22 protein-coding genes and 1 tRNA gene are annotated in these 20245 nt (G+C 59.1%); 8 read left to right on the forward strand and 15 right to left on the reverse strand.

The window, feature by feature from the left end; translation table 11 throughout:
• Nucleotides 1-245: 245 nt before the first annotated feature.
• Nucleotides 246-1466 (forward strand): vWA domain-containing protein, encoded by a 1221-nt coding sequence (locus tag CPY51_RS12590; RefSeq protein ID WP_111160562.1) that lies wholly within the window; start codon nt 246-248, stop codon nt 1464-1466.
• A 624-nt stretch (nt 1467-2090) separates the two neighbouring features.
• On the opposite strand, the gene CPY51_RS12600 is transcribed toward CPY51_RS12590, so the two are convergent.
• On the reverse strand, nt 2091-2558 hold the full coding sequence (locus CPY51_RS12600; RefSeq protein WP_111160564.1) for a hypothetical protein: 468 nt from the start codon (nt 2556-2558) through the stop codon (nt 2091-2093).
• 381 nt (nt 2559-2939) lie between these two features.
• Between CPY51_RS12600 and CPY51_RS12605 the strand changes: the two genes are divergently transcribed.
• From CPY51_RS12605 to CPY51_RS12620, 4 genes are all read left to right on the forward strand, one after another.
• Nucleotides 2940-4043 carry a heparin lyase I family protein gene (locus CPY51_RS12605; protein WP_111160565.1) on the forward strand — a complete coding sequence of 368 codons (1104 nt, stop codon included), beginning with the start codon at nt 2940-2942 and terminating at the stop codon, nt 4041-4043.
• 49 nt (nt 4044-4092) lie between these two features.
• Nucleotides 4093-4812: a DUF1353 domain-containing protein gene (locus tag CPY51_RS12610; RefSeq protein ID WP_244598639.1), complete on the forward strand. Its 720-nt coding sequence runs from the start codon at nt 4093-4095 to the stop codon at nt 4810-4812.
• 39 nt (nt 4813-4851) lie between these two features.
• On the forward strand, nt 4852-5694 hold the full coding sequence (locus tag CPY51_RS12615) for a S1/P1 nuclease (RefSeq protein ID WP_146260124.1): 843 nt from the start codon (nt 4852-4854) through the stop codon (nt 5692-5694).
• A gap of 275 nt (nt 5695-5969) precedes the next feature.
• Nucleotides 5970-7055, forward strand: a complete 1086-nt coding sequence (locus CPY51_RS12620; RefSeq protein ID WP_195909511.1) for a serine hydrolase domain-containing protein — start codon at nt 5970-5972, stop codon at nt 7053-7055.
• Nucleotides 7056-7130: 75 nt separating this feature from the next.
• Here the strand turns inward: CPY51_RS12620 and CPY51_RS12625 are convergent, their stop codons facing one another.
• From CPY51_RS12625 to CPY51_RS12640, 4 genes are all read right to left on the reverse strand, one after another.
• Entirely contained in the window at nt 7131-7673 is a 543-nt protein-coding gene (locus CPY51_RS12625) for a restriction endonuclease (protein WP_111160568.1), read from the reverse strand.
• Nucleotides 7674-7677: 4 nt separating this feature from the next.
• Entirely contained in the window at nt 7678-8427 is a 750-nt protein-coding gene (locus CPY51_RS12630; RefSeq protein ID WP_111160569.1) for a hypothetical protein, read from the reverse strand.
• 554 nt (nt 8428-8981) lie between these two features.
• Nucleotides 8982-10835 (reverse strand): AAA family ATPase, encoded by a 1854-nt coding sequence (locus CPY51_RS12635; RefSeq protein ID WP_111160570.1) that lies wholly within the window; start codon nt 10833-10835, stop codon nt 8982-8984.
• Nucleotides 10832-11140 carry a DUF6634 family protein gene (locus CPY51_RS12640; protein ID WP_111160571.1) on the reverse strand — a complete coding sequence of 103 codons (309 nt, stop codon included), beginning with the start codon at nt 11138-11140 and terminating at the stop codon, nt 10832-10834. The genes CPY51_RS12635 and CPY51_RS12640 overlap by 4 nt, the downstream gene beginning before the upstream one ends.
• A 97-nt stretch (nt 11141-11237) precedes the next feature.
• On the opposite strand from CPY51_RS12640, the gene CPY51_RS12645 reads away from it, so the two are divergent.
• Nucleotides 11238-11657 carry a helix-turn-helix transcriptional regulator gene (locus tag CPY51_RS12645; RefSeq protein WP_244598640.1) on the forward strand — a complete coding sequence of 140 codons (420 nt, stop codon included), beginning with the start codon at nt 11238-11240 and terminating at the stop codon, nt 11655-11657.
• A 369-nt stretch (nt 11658-12026) separates the two neighbouring features.
• Here CPY51_RS12645 and CPY51_RS12650 read toward each other — a convergent pair.
• Nucleotides 12027-12102 (reverse strand) — tRNA-Ile (locus CPY51_RS12650).
• Between the two features lie 199 nt (nt 12103-12301).
• Between CPY51_RS12650 and CPY51_RS12655 the strand changes: the two genes are divergently transcribed.
• Nucleotides 12302-13003, forward strand: coding sequence for an SIMPL domain-containing protein (locus CPY51_RS12655; RefSeq protein WP_420820697.1), 702 nt, complete (start codon nt 12302-12304; stop codon nt 13001-13003).
• Between the two features lie 120 nt (nt 13004-13123).
• Here the strand turns inward: CPY51_RS12655 and CPY51_RS12660 are convergent, their stop codons facing one another.
• The 4 genes from CPY51_RS12660 to CPY51_RS12675 all read right to left on the reverse strand — a co-directional run bounded on the left by CPY51_RS12660 (nt 13124) and on the right by CPY51_RS12675 (nt 15170).
• On the reverse strand, nt 13124-13483 hold the full coding sequence (locus CPY51_RS12660; protein ID WP_111160573.1) for a hypothetical protein: 360 nt from the start codon (nt 13481-13483) through the stop codon (nt 13124-13126).
• A 228-nt stretch (nt 13484-13711) separates the two neighbouring features.
• On the reverse strand, nt 13712-14017 hold the full coding sequence (locus CPY51_RS12665; RefSeq protein WP_111160574.1) for a hypothetical protein: 306 nt from the start codon (nt 14015-14017) through the stop codon (nt 13712-13714).
• Between the two features lie 150 nt (nt 14018-14167).
• Nucleotides 14168-14590 carry a secondary thiamine-phosphate synthase enzyme YjbQ gene (locus tag CPY51_RS12670; protein ID WP_111160575.1) on the reverse strand — a complete coding sequence of 141 codons (423 nt, stop codon included), beginning with the start codon at nt 14588-14590 and terminating at the stop codon, nt 14168-14170.
• Between the two features lie 25 nt (nt 14591-14615).
• Nucleotides 14616-15170, reverse strand: a complete 555-nt coding sequence (locus tag CPY51_RS12675; RefSeq protein ID WP_111160576.1) for a GNAT family N-acetyltransferase — start codon at nt 15168-15170, stop codon at nt 14616-14618.
• A gap of 156 nt (nt 15171-15326) precedes the next feature.
• On the opposite strand from CPY51_RS12675, the gene CPY51_RS12680 reads away from it, so the two are divergent.
• Nucleotides 15327-15779, forward strand: a complete 453-nt coding sequence (locus CPY51_RS12680) for a VOC family protein (protein ID WP_111160973.1) — start codon at nt 15327-15329, stop codon at nt 15777-15779.
• Between the two features lie 54 nt (nt 15780-15833).
• On the opposite strand, the gene CPY51_RS12685 is transcribed toward CPY51_RS12680, so the two are convergent.
• From CPY51_RS12685 to CPY51_RS12700, 5 genes are all read right to left on the reverse strand, one after another.
• Nucleotides 15834-17057, reverse strand: coding sequence for an MFS transporter (locus tag CPY51_RS12685; RefSeq protein ID WP_111160577.1), 1224 nt, complete (start codon nt 17055-17057; stop codon nt 15834-15836).
• A 157-nt stretch (nt 17058-17214) separates the two neighbouring features.
• A complete protein-coding gene (locus CPY51_RS12690) occupies nt 17215-18105 on the reverse strand; it encodes an MBL fold metallo-hydrolase (protein WP_111160578.1) in 891 nt (296 codons plus the stop codon).
• A gap of 151 nt (nt 18106-18256) precedes the next feature.
• Nucleotides 18257-18550: a GYD domain-containing protein gene (locus CPY51_RS12695; RefSeq protein WP_111160579.1), complete on the reverse strand. Its 294-nt coding sequence runs from the start codon at nt 18548-18550 to the stop codon at nt 18257-18259.
• A 220-nt stretch (nt 18551-18770) separates the two neighbouring features.
• The gene (locus tag CPY51_RS32830) at nt 18771-18932 is read right to left on the reverse strand and encodes a hypothetical protein (RefSeq protein ID WP_195909512.1); all 162 of its coding nucleotides are present in this window, start codon (nt 18930-18932) and stop codon (nt 18771-18773) included.
• A 103-nt stretch (nt 18933-19035) separates the two neighbouring features.
• Entirely contained in the window at nt 19036-20235 is a 1200-nt protein-coding gene (locus CPY51_RS12700) for a DUF930 domain-containing protein (RefSeq protein ID WP_111160580.1), read from the reverse strand.
• Nucleotides 20236-20245 lie beyond the last annotated feature (10 nt).

Raw genomic sequence — 20245 nt, forward strand, 5'->3', positions numbered from 1 at the left:
GCTAGCGCCAGGCCACTCTGTTGCTGGACGCGGGACCGCTGCAGCAAGCCACCACATCGATAGCTGAAGCCCGCTCGGCAACTGCGGAACTTAGACCCGTTGGCTCGCCTTAACGATATCTTAACGGCGATATCAACCGTTTTCGGCACATAGGAACGAGTTTATCTATTTTATCAAACACTACTTAAGAGGGTTCTGACAAACAAAGAGCTCAGAAGAAGCTCTGGTTTCAACGAGGCATGCCAATGTCTATCGCCCGCGTCTTGCACCCCATTCTTGAACGTCTCGTTTCAAATCGAGGCGGAAATTTCGGCATCATGACGGCGTTGGTACTGCCTGTCCTGTTGGGTGCAGGCGGCATTGCCGTCGATGTCACAAATGAGTTTCTTGCACAGCGCCAGCTTGAACAGGCGACCGACGCGGCGGCTCTTGCTGCCGCCACCGCATTGGCAAGCGGAACATCCACGATTGCCGAGGCGCAAACGCTTGCGGCCAACTTTGTCGCCGGCCAGATGTCGAACTATGCCACTGCAAGCGAACTTGCCGCCATCAAAGCAGGGACAACGGCGACGGCCGCCCAGACATCGACCGGAACCGGCAGCAAAACCTACACCGTCAAGGTGCAGGCATCCTATGGCGTCGCCTTGAATGGGCTGACCCAACTGGTCGGGCCAAAGACGGCGACGGTGGGCGCCTCCAGCTCTACGACCAGCCAGTCCGCCAGCAAGAACGCGATGTCGATGTATGTCGTGCTGGACCGCTCGGGGTCAATGTCATTCGTTACCGACGTCGTTCAATCGTTGACCACAAAATGTATGAACTTCACAAGGGACAATTGGGTAGACCCCCCGATCATTCCGACGACCAAGCCCTGCTATGTAAACAAGAGCGCGGCACTCAAGCTGGCCGCCGCCACGCTCCTTGACCAGCTCGACGCTGCCGAAGCAGCCGACACGACGGATACGCTTGTTCGAACCGGCGCGGTTTCCTTCACCGATACGATGCAAACGACGCAAGACATTGCATGGGGCACGGCAGGCGTCCGGACTTACGTCAGCAACATCCCTGCTTATCCGACCGGTGGAACTGACATGACAACTGCGATGAGCACGGCCTACCAGGCCTTGATGGACGCCAAGGAAACCACCAACCAGTCGAGCAAAGGCAACACCACGTTCTCAAAATACATCGTCCTGATGACGGACGGCGAAAACACCGGGAAGAGCAGCAACTGGAACAAGGCGCTGGATGACGCCACGCTAACCACCTGCACTAGCGCAAAGGCGGCGGGCGTTACGATTTACACCGTGGCTTTCATGGCGCCGGCGAACGGAAAGGCGCTCCTGCTGTCATGCGCTGGGTCCGCCAGCAACTACTATGCCGCCGACGACATGGCGTCCCTCGTCGCTGCGTTCAAAGACATCGGCCAGAAAGCCGCTGATCAGAGCACCCGTCTGACGAACTAGCGCCCAAATTGCAGGTGCATTCAGCGCTGCCGCCGATCTATTCGGCGGCCGTCCTGTCCGCAGATCGTTGAACCGCGCCAAAACTCTCGCTCGCTCCAAATCCGTGCGACGGAACTTTTTGTTACATTCATGGTTTTAATCTCTCAGGAGGAAGAACCATGACAAACGATTTCAATCGACCAAATCCCGATTTGCGAACGACGCCAATCCGCGACCGCTCTCCATGGACAATGTGGGCCAGCGTGGCTGCTGCCATCGTAGTCCTGGCATTGGCTTGGTCTTATTGGCCGCGCACGAGTGCCCCGCCGGTCACGGCACCGGCCGAAACATCCACAACGCAGCCACCGGCCACCACGACAGCACCCGCAACGCCGCCAGCAACAACCACTGCGCCCGCAACGCCGGCTCCCGCGCCAGCTCCAGCTCCTGCGCAATAAAAAATAGAGCCGCCAGAGATGGCGGCCTCCTCAACCTACCTGCCGGCATCCATCCCGCAACGATGCCGGCAGATGGAAGCTGTCGACTGTTGTCTTCATTGGGAACGTTATAGCGGCGAAGCAAAACAGCAGCGAACGCCCAGCCCGCATGGCTGGCGAAAAATCTATTGCAAATTGACGATACCCATCAGCGGCGATTCAAGTAAGTTATTGAAATCGTTAGAGCTCGGCGATTATCGCGATTCGGTGCGAGCCGCACGATGACGTCTAGGCTCAGTCCCGCTTCGAAAGCCACCATCTTGTTGGTTTCGTTAAAATAGCGAGGCGTTACCGTGTAGGTGTAATCGCCGAACTCCGGCGAGAGACCCTGGTGGTCCTGTCCCGGTACATGAAGCCATCTGAATTTGTGGATCGGCGCGTTCATTGTCGAATTCTCGGCTTCGGACGGGTCGCGCGCGTGCTGATCCGGATGTTCGAACTGAAGATCGTTTATCAGGTAGTACGCTTCGCGAGTTGGCGGCTTCACTTTGATGGTGAAGCCGGCGAGGCCCTTTTTGGCCGAATCCGTCAGAACGTCGAATGCGAGGAGCGTCTTTGCGTCCCCGCGATGCGCCGCAATGGAAACCGCGTCGTTCTTAGCACCTGCAACAGCCATGGCATTTCCCTCCCAAGAAGCGCCCAGACGCGTCCGCGCGGCAAACGTGCCCCGTCATAGCTCGGTTGAATCTAAAGCATATGATTGCGTATCTATTATTACAGTTGTATTTCCAGCACGGCAGCACTGAGGTTCACCGCAAAGCGAACGACTACGAGTCGCATTCGCCGCTCGGACCGTCTCAGCATCCGTCGATAAAACTCGGGCGTCCTCCACACAACTCGGCACTTTTGGCTCGGTTCTAGGAAAGCCAGCACGCGTTGCTTGCCACAACGATACTCGCTCACGTTGATCGATCTTGATAGCTGCCCGATATTACTACTTCAACTTTATCGAGCATATGCTACAGTCTGGCGTTCGCTTTACGGTCGGGGGGTCGATATGCGTGCCAGCCTTCTGTTCATACCATGCTTCTTGGTTTCGGGTCTGGCGATGGCCGCCGATCTGAACGACAATTTCGATGTCAAGACGTTGAACAAGTCCAAGTGGACAGAGCAGGAAATACTGCCCCGTCAATGGGATTTCATCTCGCCTGGCCGATGTGGAGCATCCGCCATCGACGTCGTGGTGCAGGCGGGTGACAACGGCGACAAATGCGAAGACGACTGCCAGCGCGCCGAAATCCGAACCATCAAAACTTCCTGGCCCACGTTCGGCGACGAGGTCTGGTATCAATTCAGCTTCCGAATAAACGGCGACGTGCCGCCGACAGGCAGTGCCAGATCGGTGATCGGGCAATGGAAGGGACCTGGCGACGGCAGCCCCATGGTCGCTCAGCGCTTCGACAACGGCGTGTTCCACATAACGGTCCAGGACAACGAGGTACGACGCGTCGTCGCCAAGGCGGAGGGCGATCCGGACGCGCTCGTCGCAGCGCAGGCGGCTCTCCGTAAGCTCAATCCGCTTGACGAAAAGGTCGTCAGCGGGATCAGGACGTTGCAATCGCTCGATCTTCTCACCAAGTCGCAGCCCGCGCTGGCCCAGCAGTTTTTCAAGGAGGACCTTCTCAAGACGCTGAAGCCGGAAGCGCCCGCAGCCAATTCACAACAGCTGTCGGACACTCTCGGCATCGCCGATACCGCCGTCGTCTCACAGTTCAGCGCGCTGTCCTTCGTGGCCGAACCTGAAAAATACTTCGGCAACGCAGATATCACGATCGAGCCGGAGGCAAACCGTCCGCTACCCGACCCGCGCAAAGGGTGGGTGGACATGATGTACCGGATAAAGCCCGGCCGTACTGACAACGAGTATGGTCCGCAAACTCCCGGCGAGGTCGATATATGGGCCAACGGCCAGAAGATCGTCTCGGTCCGCGGCAACATCGGCGCGACGTTGAAAAGCAGCGCTAAGCTTCCGCTCAGTGGTCCGTATTTCAAATTCGGCACCTACAGGCTGCGCATACCAGGGACGTTCCACTTCCAATTCGACGAGTTCTCGCAGTCTTCGGCGGAGCCGGGTTTGGCGAAACTCTGCGCGGCGCAGTGACGCGATGCGGGCGGGGAGCTTTACAATCGCTTGGTCGGCACTGTCCATCATGTTCCGCCCGCTGGGCGTTCTCGCGATGGCCGCCATCATCATGCTATCGGCATGCACGACAATCAGTTTCGACGAGCTGCCGCCCGGCAAGTTTACCGGAAGTCTCTTTGTCATGTGGGTCGGCGAAGGCGGATCGTCGGGTGACGGTAAGTTCGTATTCGTACCGGATCCCTCCGACCGCCTCACCTTCCAGCGAGGTGGAACCGGACCGGGTCAGACCATCGTACCGGGCGTCATGTATACCGACGGCGGATCGATCCCGCAGGTCTTCCAAGTCTTCCGCGGGCTTCATCCGTGGGGATACGCGCCCGCATACGTCGTTCACGACTGGCTGTTCACTGCTCATCAGTGCCTTAGCGACGGCCGCACGGACAAGGACTACCGGGCGCTCTCGGACGTCGACTTCGATAACTCCGCGAACATCCTTGGCGAGGCTATTCAGGCCTTAATCAAACAGCGGCAGGTATCTCGCGACGACGTCGCAGGCAGCGCCATCACGGCCGCTGTCGCCAGCCCGATCGCGCGGAATTCATGGAACAAGAAGGGGGCGTGCGCCGACGACGAGGTGACGGAAGCCGACCTGCGGGAGATCGAGAAGGCGGTGCCCGGCTCGACCACTCGAGAGGCGCGCCGGAGAAACCTCGACATCGCAGCCGGCGCCAAGAACCTCCGTCGGGCTTCAAGGGCGAGGCTCGTTACCAGAGTCAGCCTGCAATGATTAAAATCGGTCTCGTGCGACCAACGAAAGGAGCACCCCGTGAACCGTCTTAAGACCTTGTTGCCCGCCGCGTGCCTCGCTCTCATAACGGCAGCCGGGCCCGCGATGGCCTGGGGTGACCGAGGTCATTCCATCGTCGCAGAGATAGCGATGCGCCATCTCACTCCTGCCGCCGCAGCGCAGGTGGCGGCCATGCTCGGCAACGTGTCAGCCGCTTCAATTGCAAGCTGGGCGGACGACTACAAGAATACTCCCGAGGGCAAGTCGACCAAACCTTGGCACTTCGTCGATGTCGACTACGGGGAGGCCGAGTACAGCGAGAAGGATTGCAAGAACTCGCAATGCCTTGTGTCTGCGCTGGAACGACTCGCCAAATCCGTAGCGGACAAGACCGAGGCTGCAGAAGACCGCCGCCGCGATCTCATGCTTTTGATTCATCTTGTCGGGGATTCAACCCAACCCCTGCACTGCGCCGAGAAGAACGGCGACGGCGGCGGCAACGCGACGCTCGTGCAGATGGAGCTCGCCGACCCGAGCGGTGCGCCCCTCCCCTCCGGACCGGTCAAGCTACACGCGCTCTGGGACGACTACCTCGTGGGCGCGGCGGACTGGAGTTGGGGATCGTACGCGGATCGCTTGGACCGGACGATCGTCCCCAACCTTCCGCAGCCTGCTATAGGCCAGGGCTTCGCTGTCAAATGGATCAACGAGTGCCATACCATCGGCAAGCAGGTCTACGATCTGACCCCTCCACTGGGCACCGACAACAAGATTCACATCGGACCGGACTATCAGGCCGCAGTCCGGGAGACTCTCGACAAGCAGCTCGCGACGGGCGGCGCCAGGCTCGCTGCACTGCTGAACACGGTCATGGCAGAATGATCGTGGCCGGGGTCGCGTTTTTGTACAAGTGACGGACCCTGCGGCTGGAACACCTGTGAGGCTCCTCCCGAAAGCACCCCGCCTCAAACAAGGATACCGCCATGCGGATTATCGCTGTTTTTCTCTTGATCTGTCTGGGCACCGCGCAAGCCTCGGCTGAAAACTCGACAATTCCGCGGTCCGCGCATCCTTCCTCTTTGCCTCGGGGCGAGGCTCTCGGTGACGTCGCTATCGATTGCGCCGGGAAAGGCTCTAAATGTTCCATCTCAGAGTTCATGAGGGACGCTCGAGTATGTGCGCTCCTCGTCATCAAGAAGGGGCGGATCCGGCTCGAACGGTATGCGAAGGATTCGTCCTACTGCAAAGACGATGGCGCGTCGCCAAACGGTCCCACCAGGCCCTACGGAATCGCGTCGGTTACGAAATCGATCACCTCCACGCTGGTCGGCGCCGCGATAGCTGAAAAGTTTCACGCTCGGTCAGCGGCTGATTTCGCCTCGGTGCTCGCCCGACCCATAAAGACGTTCGTACCCGGCGTGGCTCGCGATCCCGCAAGCGCGTATGCGGATGTGCCGCTTGATCATGTGCTTCGCATGCGGTCCGGTGTCCGATGGAGCGAGTGGGGATGGCACGGGTACTTCTCTGACAATGCACGGCTGTTGAAGAATGTTCGGGAAAAGAGAACGGAAAGCATCGAGGACTTCGCCAGGGCATACCGAGCCCGCGTCTCCGCACAACGGCCACCCTTCGCCTATTCCGCACTCGACGCGGCGATCGCCGCACTAACCTCGGAAAGGATCGTCGGCAAGAAACTTCCCAATCTCGCGTTTCAGAAGCTTTGGAATCCGATCGGGGCTGCTTCGATCGCAAAATGGGGCGTCGACAGGACCGGCACGGCCATGGGCAACTGTTGCTTCAAGGCGACGGTGGACGACCTGGGGCGTTTTGGCATGCTTGTTCTCAACAGAGGATCGACCCTGGGCGGAAGACACGTTGTTCCTGCTGCCTGGTTTGACCTGGCGACAATGCGAATGCAGGGCGGCAATGATGCGATCCCTGAAGGCAATCCGTCGCAGAACGCCTCTTGCCCAATGGACTATCGATACTTCTGGTGGGTGCGCGAGAAGCGCTCCGATTTCACTGCCGTCGGAACGGACGGACAGTTCATCCATATCTATCCGAAATCAGCCGTCGTGATTGTGCAGATCAGCGACTGGAAAGGCTGGAAAGTGGTGACAGTCGCGAATGCGAGTCGTTCCGGGCGCACGATGCGTTTGTTGATGCGCTCGGTCGATGAGCCGATGCACGAGGTGAGCGGTCTGAGGCACTGCGCCGCTCCTTGTTCCGACCTTTCTCTGTGAAGCTGGAAGAAACTGCCGCGTCTACGACATCTTTGAGTGATCCGAGCCGTCGCCGATATTCGACGTAATCGGGATCTAAGCGAACATCGGCGAGTTAAGGCTGTGAAGCATAATTTTGTCGCGGACTAGGGCGACGAACTCGCTTGCACTTCGCAAAGATTGCAATTCCTTCCGAGTAATCACCAGAAGGTTTCTCCTCCGGAGCCGTGCGGTTTGTATGACCGAATGCGCGTGAGACGTTTTCTTACCCGCTCCTGTTATCCCATTGGCTGCGACTAAGAATGCCCAATCCAACTGATGATCGTCCATTTTGGAGATAAACTTGCGGACATCGCCGCTGCCTACCGGCCTGCCGGTATTCTTGCATTCGATGACGATCGCGGCGCTGGCGAAATTAAAGGGATTTTGACGAACATCGTTTTGAAAGCATACATCGAACTCTGCATCGCCTTTGTTCGTGATGACTCGGTTCCTCCAATGCGTGAAACCTGGTAGCGCTCCAAACACGTAACGCACGATCTCCTCAAGAATTCGACCGCGCTCGTGATTGCTGTCGCTAGCGTCCGAGCGGACCAATGCTTCGGCGATCGCGCCTACGAAATCCAAATCGGTTTCCATGAGTTCACCGCCCGCCTTCGGCGGCGCTGTTGCGGGCCACCGATATAGCGCGCCACAGCTCACCCTTGGCAAGCAATTCCACAAGCGCTTCCAATCCCACCACGATCGTAAGGGGGTCGGTGGCCCGAACGTCGAGAGAAGCCGTTGCGCCGTCGACGACAAGCATCGCCGTGCCTATTCCGCCTTCCGTGGCGTACTTGCGGATCTGCCCGATCTTCCGTTCTAGAGAAAATGCGGGTCCAATCGCTGCAACCTCGACCACTATCGGATTGACTATGGTTCCATGGTCGTTGTCCATCCAGATGGCGAAGTCAGGACGAAAGCTACGGTCGTTGAGGATCGGCGGCGCATGTTGGATCGCTCCAATCTCCGTCGCGAGTTGGAACGCCTCATAGAGGTGTCGTTCCAACATCGAGTCCGGCATCTGAAAATGATGTGAGCTGCCCCTGGGCAGCGCGGGCGCGCGGCCGGCGGCTTTCGGTCGACCGACGTCCTTTTCGACGCCTTCAAGGAACGCGGCCACGTGGAATCGAAGAGCTTGTTCGTCTGTCAACTTACCCTGGAAACGAGGTAGTGCCGCCAGAATCGAGTCCGTGCGGAACCTGTCGAGAGTTTCGCCTGCAATTAGAAGAACGGGGCGTTTGCTGCCAACCGCCAATCCCAGCCTGAAGGCGACATCTTGTAGGCTTTGCCTATCGAGGACGGCGATCACCGCATCGGCCGCCGCGATTGATTCCGACACCGTCTCATACAAGTGCGCGCTGCCTGATCGGTCTCCCTCTACGTTGACGACCCACCACCCAGTCTCCTGAATACACGATATCAGAGGATGAAGATCCACTCCGAAAGAAGCGACGATAAAGCATCTACGTTTGGACACTGTTGCTACCTACGACGCTTTAATCGGACGGACATCGAATTGCATGCGGGCAAGGAAGGAGCCGCGGGCTGGATCTGGAATACAAACCGCATAAGCTGAAAAACTTGTAAGTTTCTGAACAATCGAAAGTCGAAGATCGGAATTCTACGAAGAGTCGTTTCAGGCTTCGGTCCCCCGTCCCTGTCGTGGGCAAGCGAGTCGAGCTTAGTAAGCCGAAACAGATTGGCGCTGTCCAGGGCTCAATCAAGAATTCGACCATCAAAGGGTTCGCCCACACTTCCGGCGACAGTGATGCGGCCGAGCGCGACGGCTTCGCCGCGCGGTACAGCTTTGCAGCCAGGGCGAATTGACAGCCTCGGGCTTTCGAAAGGCTTGGGAATGGGTCGATGTTGTTCTGGTAGACGAAGCCCAATCGAACATTGTCCGACCTAACATTTGCCAAATGAGCGCAGCTCGATCCTTCGATCGACGACCAGTTCGGCGGTCAAGCGCATAAGCCGGCCCTTCTCTCGGGTCAATAACTCCTTCACAGCCTTCCACTCTTTCGCCAGGATCGCATCGATCTCGGCCCTGATTTCAGGCGGAGGCCTATAGGATTCGCCGACACGGGAGTGCTCGGCGTCGAAGCGGGGAACCTTGCCGAATCCATAACTGGCGACCATGCGCGTCGCAATCTGGGTCGCGTTGTCGAGATCGGAACCCATGATCCCGCCTGCACCTATCGAACGACTGCCTTGGACCACCTCCTCGGCCGCCATACCGGCGAGCGCGATCCGGATTTTGGCGCGCAACAGGTGTTCCGTCGGCAGCATCGGTTCGTTGATATCGTAGCGGGTCCGACCTCCCGATTGGATGCTTCCCCCTTCAAGGATTGAATCCTGCAGTTCGAGGGATACTACGTCGACAAACCCCGACGTCATCGCGACTATCGCGTGGCCGCACTCGTGGGTCGCGATACGGCGCAGTACGTCGTCCGAAAAGTAGATGCGCCGCGGTAGGCTCGCTTCGATGTCCGTAACCTGAACCGCGCGCTTTTGTCCTCGCGCAATCCTTTTAGACCTCCTTGCCAGCCATCCCAGATCTGCTGGCGTGACGTCGTGCAGCAGGTCGGTTACGGGCCGAATCTTCTCGGCAGCAAGTCCGCCGCCTAGATGGAAAGCCAGGATTGCCGCACGCTCTTCCGGATCGGGGAGCCCGATCTCGATATGCTTCTCGAACCGACCGGCTCGAAGGATTGCCGGATCGATGTCTGCTGGTCGATTTGTCGCACCGAGAAGGATCACCCCCTCCATCGTGTCCAGCCCTCCCGTCAACTCCAGGAAATTGTTGACAACGTTTGCCTCGTAGAACTGATATTGGCTCGAATGCGATCGATTTCCGATGCCATCGAGTTCATCGATGAGCAGCACCGCGCAAGATTTCGACTTCGCTTCAGCGAAAGACGCCCGCATCGCGCGGAGCGTGTCGCCGAGATATCCGCCATCCGTGGACTGCCATTTTCCGACCGAAGCCAAGACAAGCGGAATTTTGAGCTCCGCTGCCAGCGTCGCGGCGAAGAGCGTCTTTCCGACACCAGGCGGTCCCATCAGCAGTGCCGCCTTGTCGATTTCCGACCAGGCAAGCTGCCCGGCCCTCCATAAAGCGAGATCGGCGACAAGCTCGGCAGCCCACTGGCGCGCAGGCCCGAATCCAGGCAGCTCACTCAAGCGGGGAGCGTCATGAACCTCACCCTGGGCGGCCGCCAGGTTCGCGAAGTCAATCTTTTCGAACGATTGCCGACCGACCAGGGCTCCGATGGCATCCCAACCTTGCTTGGCGAGCCCATCCGCAGCAGCCGCGTCGATTGCCGATCTCCCTGCGAGTTTCCGGGCAGCCATGAGGTGTCTCGCCGTCGGCTTCTCGACTGTGACGATCACGTCGGCGGTCAGCCGCAGGTTTTGAGGTAATGCCTTTAGGGAGTCGGTCACCACCATTGTTTGATGCCGCGGCGAAAGCCAGTCGATGTCGATCTTTCTCTTCGATCCCGTCTCGAAGACGACCACCGCCCGCCCCGATGTCCTGGTATTGAAGATTGTGCGCCTTCGGCCGGAGAGAAGCAGTTCGGCCGCACGTTGGAACCGTTCGATCCACCGCCTGTCTACGACGACGATCATCAATCCGCCGGCGTTGCCTCGAAACTGGAGGGTGCCGCGAAGAGCGCGACGTAGTACGCAATACGCGATGAAGAAACCAAGGTGTTTCGCCAATTCCTTGAATGCGCTGGCGGTCATCTTGTGCTTCATGACTTGACCTCCGGCGCCGGGGATCCGATCCGGTACCAACGACTGAGCGTCCGCACGAAATGCTTGTCGTCCTCGACGTAGTGGGCGAAGAGCTGGCTGGTGATGATCTGATGACCATCCGGAAGCGTCGGATGGTCATGGACGACGCCCGCAAGGCACGCCTCCGCCCTCTTGGTGAAGCTCCAGTCGTTTAAGGTGGGGATGTCCAATAAGGACGAAGCCTTCACGGAACCAACCTTCAGCCGTTGAAGGTCGGCGACTAGCCGCTGAAGGCGGGGAAGATCCAGTAGCATTTGAAAGTTCATGATTCCAAGCGCCTCCTATATCGGGCTTCTCAAGGATTCGAAGCGCTAGACGCCGCGTGCGCTACGGAATAGCTTGTCGGCTCCTTAGGCGCCATTAATGGCGCCTGTGGCGCCATCGAGTCAACAGATTTTTCTTCGATTTGCCGACTCGACCGATCCATGCCAAAGAATCCTTATGCTGGTAGCGCCGCCGACCATATTGCAGATAGCGCGTGAGTTCCTTGGCCTCAGCCAGGATCAGGTCGCAGCGTTGTCTGGTGTCTCCCGCAAAACCATCCAGCGGGCCGAGAAGGGTGACCAAGGGATAACGCGCCAGGTTGCGCGGCTGCAGCAATTTTACGAATCTAACGGTATCGAGTTCGTCCCACCGGCAACGGGAAAGGGATGGGGTATTTTTAACCACAACACTATTGAAGACCCCCTTCGACTAAACCGGCTTCCGGAGATCAAAACCGAGAGAAAGAAGAAGACGTCCGAGAATTCACACTCCCTCAAAATTCCGAAGATACCAGATTGAGGAGCGGGCTCACGTTCGCGCATAGAGATTCGTAGGCGGTGCGGCGCTGCGCCAGGCCGAAGCTGAACGACTATGCGCTCTAAACGACCGTCCGCGACCAAGGATTCGTGCACACAATTCAATTCGCTATTTTGGGTAGATCTGGGCCTGTTTAGCCGAAAACGCTCTGACAAATTAGTTCAAATAAGAGCAGAAGATATTGCGGCCAAATTGCGGCAATAGCAACGGCAACAACGCAATTTTATCTATATTATTCAAAATCTTATAAAGAGAACGGCGACGGACGTTAGTTCACTATTTTGCGCAATTGGCTCGCCATTTTGCGCATTTGTTTCGCAATTAGTGGGTATCGTCACAAATAAAGAAATTTGGTGGGCCCGGGAGGACTCGAACCCCCAACCAAGCGGTTATGAGCCGCCGGCTCTAACCATTGAGCTACAGGCCCGGCGGCGGCAGTGCCGTCGCGTGGCGACGGGGCAATGGTCCCCCGAGGCAGACCCGCTCTAGCGTAATTTCCCTGGCTCGACAAGAGACCGCCGCAATACGTTCACAATCAATCGACAAAAAGCAATTGCGAGGAAACATCAACCAAGGAACGAACCATGTCATTGACCAAAACCAGGAATTTCGCCCTCTCCGCCGTGATGGGAGCAACCCTTCTGGCGGTTGCCGGCACGACAGCGTTTGCCGAGGATGCGAACCCGCGCCAGGCCGTCATCGTGGTGTCGGGCGAAGGTCAATCGGCGATCGCTCCGGATACCGCGCTGGTGACGCTCTCGGTCGTCAAGCAGGCGAAGTCCGCCCATGACGCGCTGGACGAGAACAACAAGGCAATGGGCGCCGTGCTGGCGACGCTGAAGGACAGCGGCATCGCCGAGCGCGACTTGCAGACCTCGGGCTTCTCCATACAACCGCAGTACAATTATTCGAATGGGACAAACGGCCAACCCCAGCCGCCGGAATTGATCGGCTACCAGGCGACCAATTCAGTCTCGGTTCGGGTGCGGGATCTCGCCAAGCTCGGCAGCCTGATAGACCAGGCGGTCGGCCTTGGTATCAACCAGGGCGGCGACATCCAGTTCATCAACGACAAGCCGGATGCCGTTCTCGATGAAGCCAGAAAGAACGCCGTGGCAAACGCCCTAGCCAAGGCCAGGACGTTGAGCGAGGCAGCCGGCGTCAAGCTTGGCCGCGTCATCGAGATATCGGAGGATTCGAACCGTCCGGCGCCGCAACCGGTCTTCCGCGCGGCGATGATGAAGCAGGCAACAGACAGCGTCCCCGTCCAGAGCGGCGAAAACACCTACAATGTCACCGTCACCATCACCTACTCCATCGAGCAGTAAGTCGCATAGGCGGTAGAGCGCCAGTCGCCAAAAACAGAACCGCCCTTTGCACAATCCGGGAAGACGGGCAAAGGGCGGTTTTTCTGCGCGTCAGTGAAGACGGACAGGCTCTCTTGTCGATCAGCGACCCATCACGGGGCAGCCGCGAACATTGGCGAACACCATGGTGTCAGGCCCGCGACGGCTGTAGCCATCGACGATGACGCGTCTAGGCGTGACGTCGCTGACGCGTGCGCGGCGCAGACCGTAGTCGCGGGCGATATCCACAGCCTGGCGGGGATCGCAGCCGCGGCGACCGTAGTTGCCGCCATAGCCGGGTGGCGGCGGTGGCGGACGGTCATAGTCCGGCGGTGGCGGACGGTGATAACCAGGCCCGACGTAGATATCGAGATTCTGGGCAGCGGCGTTCGTCACCGTGCCCGAGAATGCGCTGACGGCAATGGCCGCAGCGATCCCGAGTTTTGCAAGAACTTGCTTCATTTATCTCTCCCTCAAGCGAAACGCTTCTGTCTTGGCCGAAGCCGCCTTTCTCAAGCGGTTGCCAGATGTAACGACAAGATACCGAACAAGTTCAGAATCAGTCATTCACGCAGTGATCAGTTAAAAGGAAGGCCGGCGATATGCCAGAGCCCGGATCGACTGGAACAATGAAAAAGCAAGCCGCCATCGCAGGGCAAGACAGCTTTGCTACACTTCGCGACATGCCAATCAGCGACGGATGACCGGGCAGCCGGGCACATTGGCAAACACGATGCGATCGCGACCGTAGCGCCCGCGGCCTTCGACGATCACACGGCGGGGGGCGATCTCGGCAACATGCGCATGCCGCATTCCGTGGGCGCGGGCCTTGCGAACAGCCACGACCGGCGAGCAGACGCGCGCGCGATGATGGTCATAACGGACCTCGTGGACAACACCGCCGAGGGGTGCTGCTGACGCCGTCGAAATCATCGCGGACATGGAGCCGAGCGCGATCAGCGCAGCGATACCGGCCTTGGCGAGAATGGTTGTCATTGATCTTCCTCCTGGGTGTGTCATCTCGATGATCCCTCGTGCAGTGGGATTGCATGGAGAATAGGACCGCCAAGCTGAACGCCGGTCCAACCAGGCGTTCATCCGGCGTTCAAGTCGATTAACGTCTCGATCAAGTGGTTAACCCATTGTTTAGACGCCAAGATGAAGAACGATCTCGCGGCGGTGCGGTCTATCGCGATGCTCGAACAGATAGATGCCCTGCCAGGTTCCGAGCGCCAGGCGTCCGCCGGAAACGGGGATGCCGATCGAGACCTGCGTCAACGCGGATTTGATATGTGCGGGCATGTCGTCCGGCCCCTCCGCCGTGTGGACGACCCAGCGCATGGATGGATCGGACGACGGCGGCACCAACCGGCGAAAAAACATGTCGAGGTCTGCCTTGACGTCGGGATCGGCATTTTCCTGGATCAACAGCGAACAGGAGGTATGCCTGACGAACACAGTCAACAGGCCTTCGCTGTTGCCCGCCTTGCGCACGAAATCGGCGGCCTGGCTGGTGAATTCGTAAAGGCCCTGGCCCTGCGTCTGGATGGTCAACCCGATCTGCGGCATTCGATCTCCTTTCCCGGCTTGCGGCCTATGACCGGGAGCCGGCCGGCAGCGACAGCGGTCGATCTTTGCCGCGAGGGTATTCGCTTCTCAGCAGGCCCATCATCACGGTGTCCCATCGCTCGGACCCCACTCGCGTCGAAGAGCGGCGAACACCCTCGCTCACGAAGCCGAGCCGTTCATAGGCACGCATTGCCGGAATATTGAAGCTGAAGACATTGAGCTCCAGCCGCTCGATCTCCGGCATCGCAAAGGCAAGGTCGACGATCTGGCCCAGCATGTCGGAGGCAAACCCGCGACCGCGCTCGGCAGGGGCAATGCCGACGCGTGCCAGCCTGCCGATACCATTGCGCCAGTCGAGCGCAAGCTGGACGTGGCCGACGAGACGATCCTCGGCCACCGCCATCCACGCCAGCCGCTGCAGCGGTTGCTGCCGCGTCTCTGAAAGCATGGCCAGAAGCTGGTCATGATCGAGCGGGAAGGTCACGGTGGCGCCGGCCCATTGCACCGCCTCCGCCTCTGTCGAAAACCATGCGATCAGCGGGCCGAAATGCGCTTCTGTGAATGGAACGAGCGTGATCATGTGCTCTGAGTTAGCAGAGCAAGCCGCCTGCTTCCAGTCGGCTGTCCGCGGTCTGTCTTCAAAAGATTATGAAACATTTGTAGGACTGGATCGGTGTCGGGCGTCCTCGGAGCAGTCAATCGCACCAAGGGCAATCGCACCAAGGGAGGAATGAACATGCAGAAGATCACACCGTTTTTGTGGTTCAACGACCAGCTGGAAGAGGCCATCACCTTCTACACCTCGATCTTCGAGGATTGCCGCGTCACCTATATGAAGCGTGGGCCGGATGGCAAGGCATTCACGGCCAGCTTCGAGCTCGCAGGCCAGCATTTCATGGGCCTGAATGGCGGACCGCACTTTACCTTCAGCGAGGCGATTTCCTTCTTCGTTTCCTGCAAGGACCAGGCCGAAGTCGACTACTATTGGGAACGGCTGCGCGACGGCGGCAAGCCTCAGCAATGCGGCTGGCTGAAGGATCGCTACGGCATCGCATGGCAGATCATTCCCGACGCACTCATGCGCTATCTGAACGACCCTGACACCGCCAGGGCCAACCGCGTCCAGGCAGCCATGATGCAGATGGTGAAGATCGACGTCGCCGGGCTGGACGAGGCCTACGCCCAATAAGGCCGGGCTTTGTTCCAGCGCATGCCCTATCTGAAAACCGCCGCTCGACATACGCTAACCCTGCAGCGTCCTGACCTTGGTCAGATCGGGAAAAAGGCGCATCCACAGCAGAACGACGACGATAGTGCCTATGCCGCCGACGATGCCGGTGGCGACGGGGCCAAGCACGCCCGCCAGCATGCCGGACTCAAATTCACCCAGCTGGTTGGATGTCCCGATGAACAGCGAGTTGACGGCATTGACGCGCCCGCGCATCGCGTCCGGCGTCAGCAACTGCACGAGCGAGCTGCGCACCACGACGCTGACGGTGTCCGATGCGCCGACAACCAGCAGCGCGCAGACGGATAGCGCAATGTTGGTCGACAGCGCAAAGACGACCGTCGCTACACCGAAGATGAAGACCGCTGCCAGCATTTTCTTGCCGACCTCCGTCTGCAGCGGTCGCCGCGCCAATACGATCGACATGGCAAGCGCGCCGACGGCAGGCGCTGCCCTGAGCAGCCCCAGACCCCACGGGCCGGCATGAAGAATGTCGCGGGCAAACATCGGCAGCAGCGCCGTCGCGCCGCCGAGAAGCACGGCGAAGAGATCGAGCGAGATCGTGCCAAGCATCAGCGGCCGTCCCTTGATGAAGGACACCCCGGCAAACACCGAACTCAGGGTCACAGGTTCGCGCGACGACTGTCGCCGCTCGATCCTGATCGACGCAACGTTGAAGCTGGCGACTGTGAAGAGAACCGCCGCCATCGCAAACGGCGCAATCGGGCTGAGCCCGTAGAGCAGTCCCCCGAGCGACGGGCCGATGATCAGCGCCGTCTGCATCATCGACGTCGAGGTCGCGACCGCCTTCTGCAGCAGCGAGGGACCAACGACGTTCGGCAACAGCGCCGCCATGGTCGGCCGCTCGAAGGCGGTCGCCGCGCCCATGATCGCGACTGCGCAGAGGATGACGGCAGGCGTTACCCAATGCTGCCAGACGGCGACGGCAAGCACCAGCGAGGTCACGGCTTCGATCATCTGGCAAACGAGGCCGATCCGACGTCGATCGAACCGATCCGCGACGTGGCCGACGACGAATGTCAAAAGCACCATCGGCAGGAACTGGCAGAAGCCGACAAAGCCGAGGGCAAAGGCGCTATGCGTCTGGTCATAGATCATCCAGCCCATCGCGACGGTAACCGCCTGGAACGACAGTGACGAGAACACCCGTGACGCGGCAAAGGAGCGATAGCCGGGGTTGCGAAGGACGCTGCCCGGAATGACTTGTTGATGGTCCATGAAAACTTTCTGCGATCCGCGCCACTGGCAAGGCTCGGAGCGGAACTCAATCTTTGCTTTCGGCAATACTGATATTTGGACTGCCCTGCTGTCCCCGTTCCGCCGTCATGTCAACCAACATATCCGTTATCGACAATTTGCCGCAGCGCCTGCGGTGTCAGGGGCGTTCCAACACCGCCTTCACCGCCGAGATGTTCTCGCGGTGAACAATCTCATAGGGCTGGTAATAGGAGACGGCGCCCGAGGCCACGTCGTCGGCGACGAAATCCTTGAGCGACATGCCTTCGCATCGGCCAAGGTCGTCCGGGTCGGTCAGCCTCTCCAGATAGCTTCGGTTAGCATCGATCAAATTGGCTGAATAACCACCGGCCAAGATGCGGTCCGGGGCGCCGTGATTTGGCAGTATGCGGTGGATCGGCCAGGTTCGCATGCGCGCAAGCTCGCTGATGTGTGTCGCGATATGCTCTGCCTCGGAAATATAGGTGGTCGTATCTTCCAGCGTGTCGCCGGCGAGAAGGAGCCGGTCTTCCGGCAGCCAGACAACATTGCCGTCGGCGCTATGGATATCGAAATGATGCAGCTCGACCTGACGCCCGCCGACAGCAAGGTTCAGCTTCCCGTCGAACATGCGGTTGGGCATGACGAGCGGCGATATTGGCGGATCGCCGGTTTCGATCTTCTCGCGGTTTGCTGCCATCGCCGCGGCAGTCAGCGTCAAAGCGATAATCTCGCAATCGGCGAAGATCTCGTTTCCGGCAATATGGTCGTCATGCCAATGGCTGAGCACCACGCGAATGGAGCCAACACCGAGCCCTTCGAGATGGGACCTGATGGCACGGGCATGTGGCAGGGACATGTGGGTATCGTAGACCAGCGCCTCGCCCCGATCGACGATGGCATAGGAGGCGATGCCAAGACTGTAGGCACCGTCGTCGAGCCAGTTCGGCGCGTCCGAATGGAGCCGCCTTCCCTCAATGCGACCGTCGTAATAGGCGTACAGGCCCGGATAGGGCTCAAGAACTCTGAGCGTCGAAGTGGAGACGGACATCTGCAATTCCAAAGGTTATGGCCACCGGGCACACAGGCAGCCCCTCACGGACGTTCGTCGCCGAAGTCCGCTTTGGCAAGTCGTATTTCCCCGGAGCCGCATCCCGCTCAACATGCAAGGATGCCACGCCACACGGCAGCTACACGCCGTCTCAGCCGAGCGAATTGATGATTTCGCGATAGGCCGCTTCGGGGAAAGCCTTGAGGGTACGGGTGCGCACGCTGCCACCCGAGCCGAGCGAAAGCGCAAACCGCGCAGCGACTGCATCATCAGGCGCGTCGCACACCGCCACCATGTCGTGCTCGCCCATGGTGAGATAGAAATCCTTGAAATTGCCGCCCATCTCGCGCAGCAGCTTCTTGGCCGCATCAAGCCGCCGCGGCGACTCCCGCACGTTCTTCACGCCTTGCTCAGTCCAATCGATCAACACGATGTAAGTGCTCATTGCAGACCTCCTCGATGGAGGCACGGCCGACCGCAGGCGCCACGCTACGCCCAAACGTCTCCTCTACGCTGAAACAAACCCACTTTGCGCCGGCAAATGGCCCTCTCGCCCCATCGGCGGCAAGTATAGTCCTCGCCTCAGAGGCAAACAAGCAATCGCGGTCGCGCAAAGCATGCGCCGTCGGCAAGCGACCGGGCCGTAGGCATCATAGCGGCATAACTTAGTGAAAGGTGGTGTGGGAGATTTCGAATTTCAGGATCTCTAGCGCTTCCTCGAGGGCTGCCACGAGAATGTCGGTGAGTTCATCGCCCTTGTTCTCGAGAAACATCAGGCTCACGACTTCGTCCTGCGTATCCAGAAAGTGCTCGACTTCATTCGACATATCATTGTCCCCTCTGATTCCGGAACCATCCCGGTTGCAGGGGTGACGTTAGGTGCCCGTTCTTGCGCCAAGCTGTCGGGATTATTGATGAGGCTTGAATGCCTTAGTCTGCCGAAAGGTGACGACGCTTCCATTCGTTTCGGGGAATCGGACTTCCTACAGAAAACTGGAGCGAGACCACTTTTGTTGCAGCGTCATCGACCTCACACCGGAACTTCAGACCGTACCACACACCGTCGCTGAGAAATGCGCCGTCGTTTACGATGACAACGTTGGCGGATATCGGAGGATAGCTCGGCATCCCATCTGTGCTATAAGCGGGCGTTGCCTGCTGAAGTTGTACAGCCAGCTCCGTGACACAGAGCGGTCCAACACGCGTATCCCGCGACCGGTTGCCGATGGCTGTTACGGCCCTCGAACCTGAATTAGCTTTCTTCGACAAAAGTGTCTTCGTCCGGTTCAACCTATCTTCCGGAGGCTTTTCCGGCGGCGTCGGCATCGAAGACGCATCCTCCTGCTGCGATTGACTTGCCTTCGGGGGCACGTCCGGCTCGAAATGTGTCTTGGCCTCGTCCGCGCCCGCGATCGTCGGCCCATCATTCTCGGCATGGCTGGCAGCCGCGTCAATCTTCGGCAGATTGATGTCCGCAGGCACCGGGCTCGCCAAGAGTGGCTTTACCAAAGGAACTGGAAGGTCTGGCTGGCTGGGCGCTTGCGCTACAGCGGGCTCAGCTTCCGTTTCTGCGGCGTTACCCTTGTCTGATAGTTGCGGTCCCGCCTCTTTGTCGCCAAACCCGAAAATTGGCTCCACGCTACGGAAATCCTGCTTGAACGGCTGCTTTTCAGCCTCCGGTTTCGGCGGCTCTTCCTGCTTCGGCTCCTCCTGCTCCTTCGGCGGCTCCGGCTTTGGTTGTGCTTTTGCCTCCTCCTTCGGCGGCTCAGGCTCTGGCTCTTCCTTCTTCGCCTCCTCTTTCGGAGACGGCGGTGCAGGTGGCGGAGACGGCTCTTCCGCTTTCGTTTCCACCTTCGGCGGCTCCGGCGGCTTCACGGGAGGCTTCTCCTCAGGCTTCTTTTCGTCAGGCTTCTTCTGTTCCTGCTTCGCCTCCTCCGGCTTTTTCTCGTCCGGCTTTTTCTCCTCGGGCGGCGGAACCAGCTCTACATTCACGGCCTGCTCTGGGTCAGGCGTCTGCTGTTTGGCCGGAAGATTGACAAGAAAGGCAGCAGCAATCGCAACGTGAATGAGGATAGAGACCGGGGTGCCCCATTCGATTGATTTTTTCGGGTTTGCGGAATCTTGCTGCATGTTGGAACAG

It is taken from the genome of Arminella tubonensis, assembly GCF_003240585.1.
Taxonomy (GTDB): Bacteria; Pseudomonadota; Alphaproteobacteria; order Rhizobiales; family Rhizobiaceae; genus Rhizobium; species Rhizobium tubonense.

Coding starts and splice junctions, on each gene's coding strand:
- CPY51_RS12590 (WP_111160562.1), top strand. CDS start 246: ATGTCTATCGCCCGCGTCTTGCACCCCATTCTTGAACGTCTCGTTTCA.
- CPY51_RS12600 (WP_111160564.1), bottom strand. CDS start 2,558: ATGGCTGTTGCAGGTGCTAAGAACGACGCGGTTTCCATTGCGGCGCAT.
- CPY51_RS12605 (WP_111160565.1), top strand. CDS start 2,940: ATGCGTGCCAGCCTTCTGTTCATACCATGCTTCTTGGTTTCGGGTCTG.
- CPY51_RS12610 (WP_244598639.1), top strand. CDS start 4,093: ATGTTCCGCCCGCTGGGCGTTCTCGCGATGGCCGCCATCATCATGCTA.
- CPY51_RS12620 (WP_195909511.1), top strand. CDS start 5,970: ATGAGGGACGCTCGAGTATGTGCGCTCCTCGTCATCAAGAAGGGGCGG.
- CPY51_RS12625 (WP_111160568.1), bottom strand. CDS start 7,673: ATGGAAACCGATTTGGATTTCGTAGGCGCGATCGCCGAAGCATTGGTC.
- CPY51_RS12635 (WP_111160570.1), bottom strand. CDS start 10,835: ATGAAGCACAAGATGACCGCCAGCGCATTCAAGGAATTGGCGAAACAC.
- CPY51_RS12640 (WP_111160571.1), bottom strand. CDS start 11,140: ATGAACTTTCAAATGCTACTGGATCTTCCCCGCCTTCAGCGGCTAGTC.
- CPY51_RS12645 (WP_244598640.1), top strand. CDS start 11,238: ATGGCGCCTGTGGCGCCATCGAGTCAACAGATTTTTCTTCGATTTGCC.
- CPY51_RS12655 (WP_420820697.1), top strand. CDS start 12,302: ATGGGAGCAACCCTTCTGGCGGTTGCCGGCACGACAGCGTTTGCCGAG.
- CPY51_RS12660 (WP_111160573.1), bottom strand. CDS start 13,483: ATGAAGCAAGTTCTTGCAAAACTCGGGATCGCTGCGGCCATTGCCGTC.
- CPY51_RS12665 (WP_111160574.1), bottom strand. CDS start 14,017: ATGACAACCATTCTCGCCAAGGCCGGTATCGCTGCGCTGATCGCGCTC.
- CPY51_RS12670 (WP_111160575.1), bottom strand. CDS start 14,590: ATGCCGCAGATCGGGTTGACCATCCAGACGCAGGGCCAGGGCCTTTAC.
- CPY51_RS12675 (WP_111160576.1), bottom strand. CDS start 15,170: ATGATCACGCTCGTTCCATTCACAGAAGCGCATTTCGGCCCGCTGATC.
- CPY51_RS12680 (WP_111160973.1), top strand. CDS start 15,327: ATGCAGAAGATCACACCGTTTTTGTGGTTCAACGACCAGCTGGAAGAG.
- CPY51_RS12685 (WP_111160577.1), bottom strand. CDS start 17,057: ATGGACCATCAACAAGTCATTCCGGGCAGCGTCCTTCGCAACCCCGGC.
- CPY51_RS12690 (WP_111160578.1), bottom strand. CDS start 18,105: ATGTCCGTCTCCACTTCGACGCTCAGAGTTCTTGAGCCCTATCCGGGC.
- CPY51_RS12695 (WP_111160579.1), bottom strand. CDS start 18,550: ATGAGCACTTACATCGTGTTGATCGATTGGACTGAGCAAGGCGTGAAG.
- CPY51_RS32830 (WP_195909512.1), bottom strand. CDS start 18,932: ATGTCGAATGAAGTCGAGCACTTTCTGGATACGCAGGACGAAGTCGTG.
- CPY51_RS12700 (WP_111160580.1), bottom strand. CDS start 20,235: ATGCAGCAAGATTCCGCAAACCCGAAAAAATCAATCGAATGGGGCACC.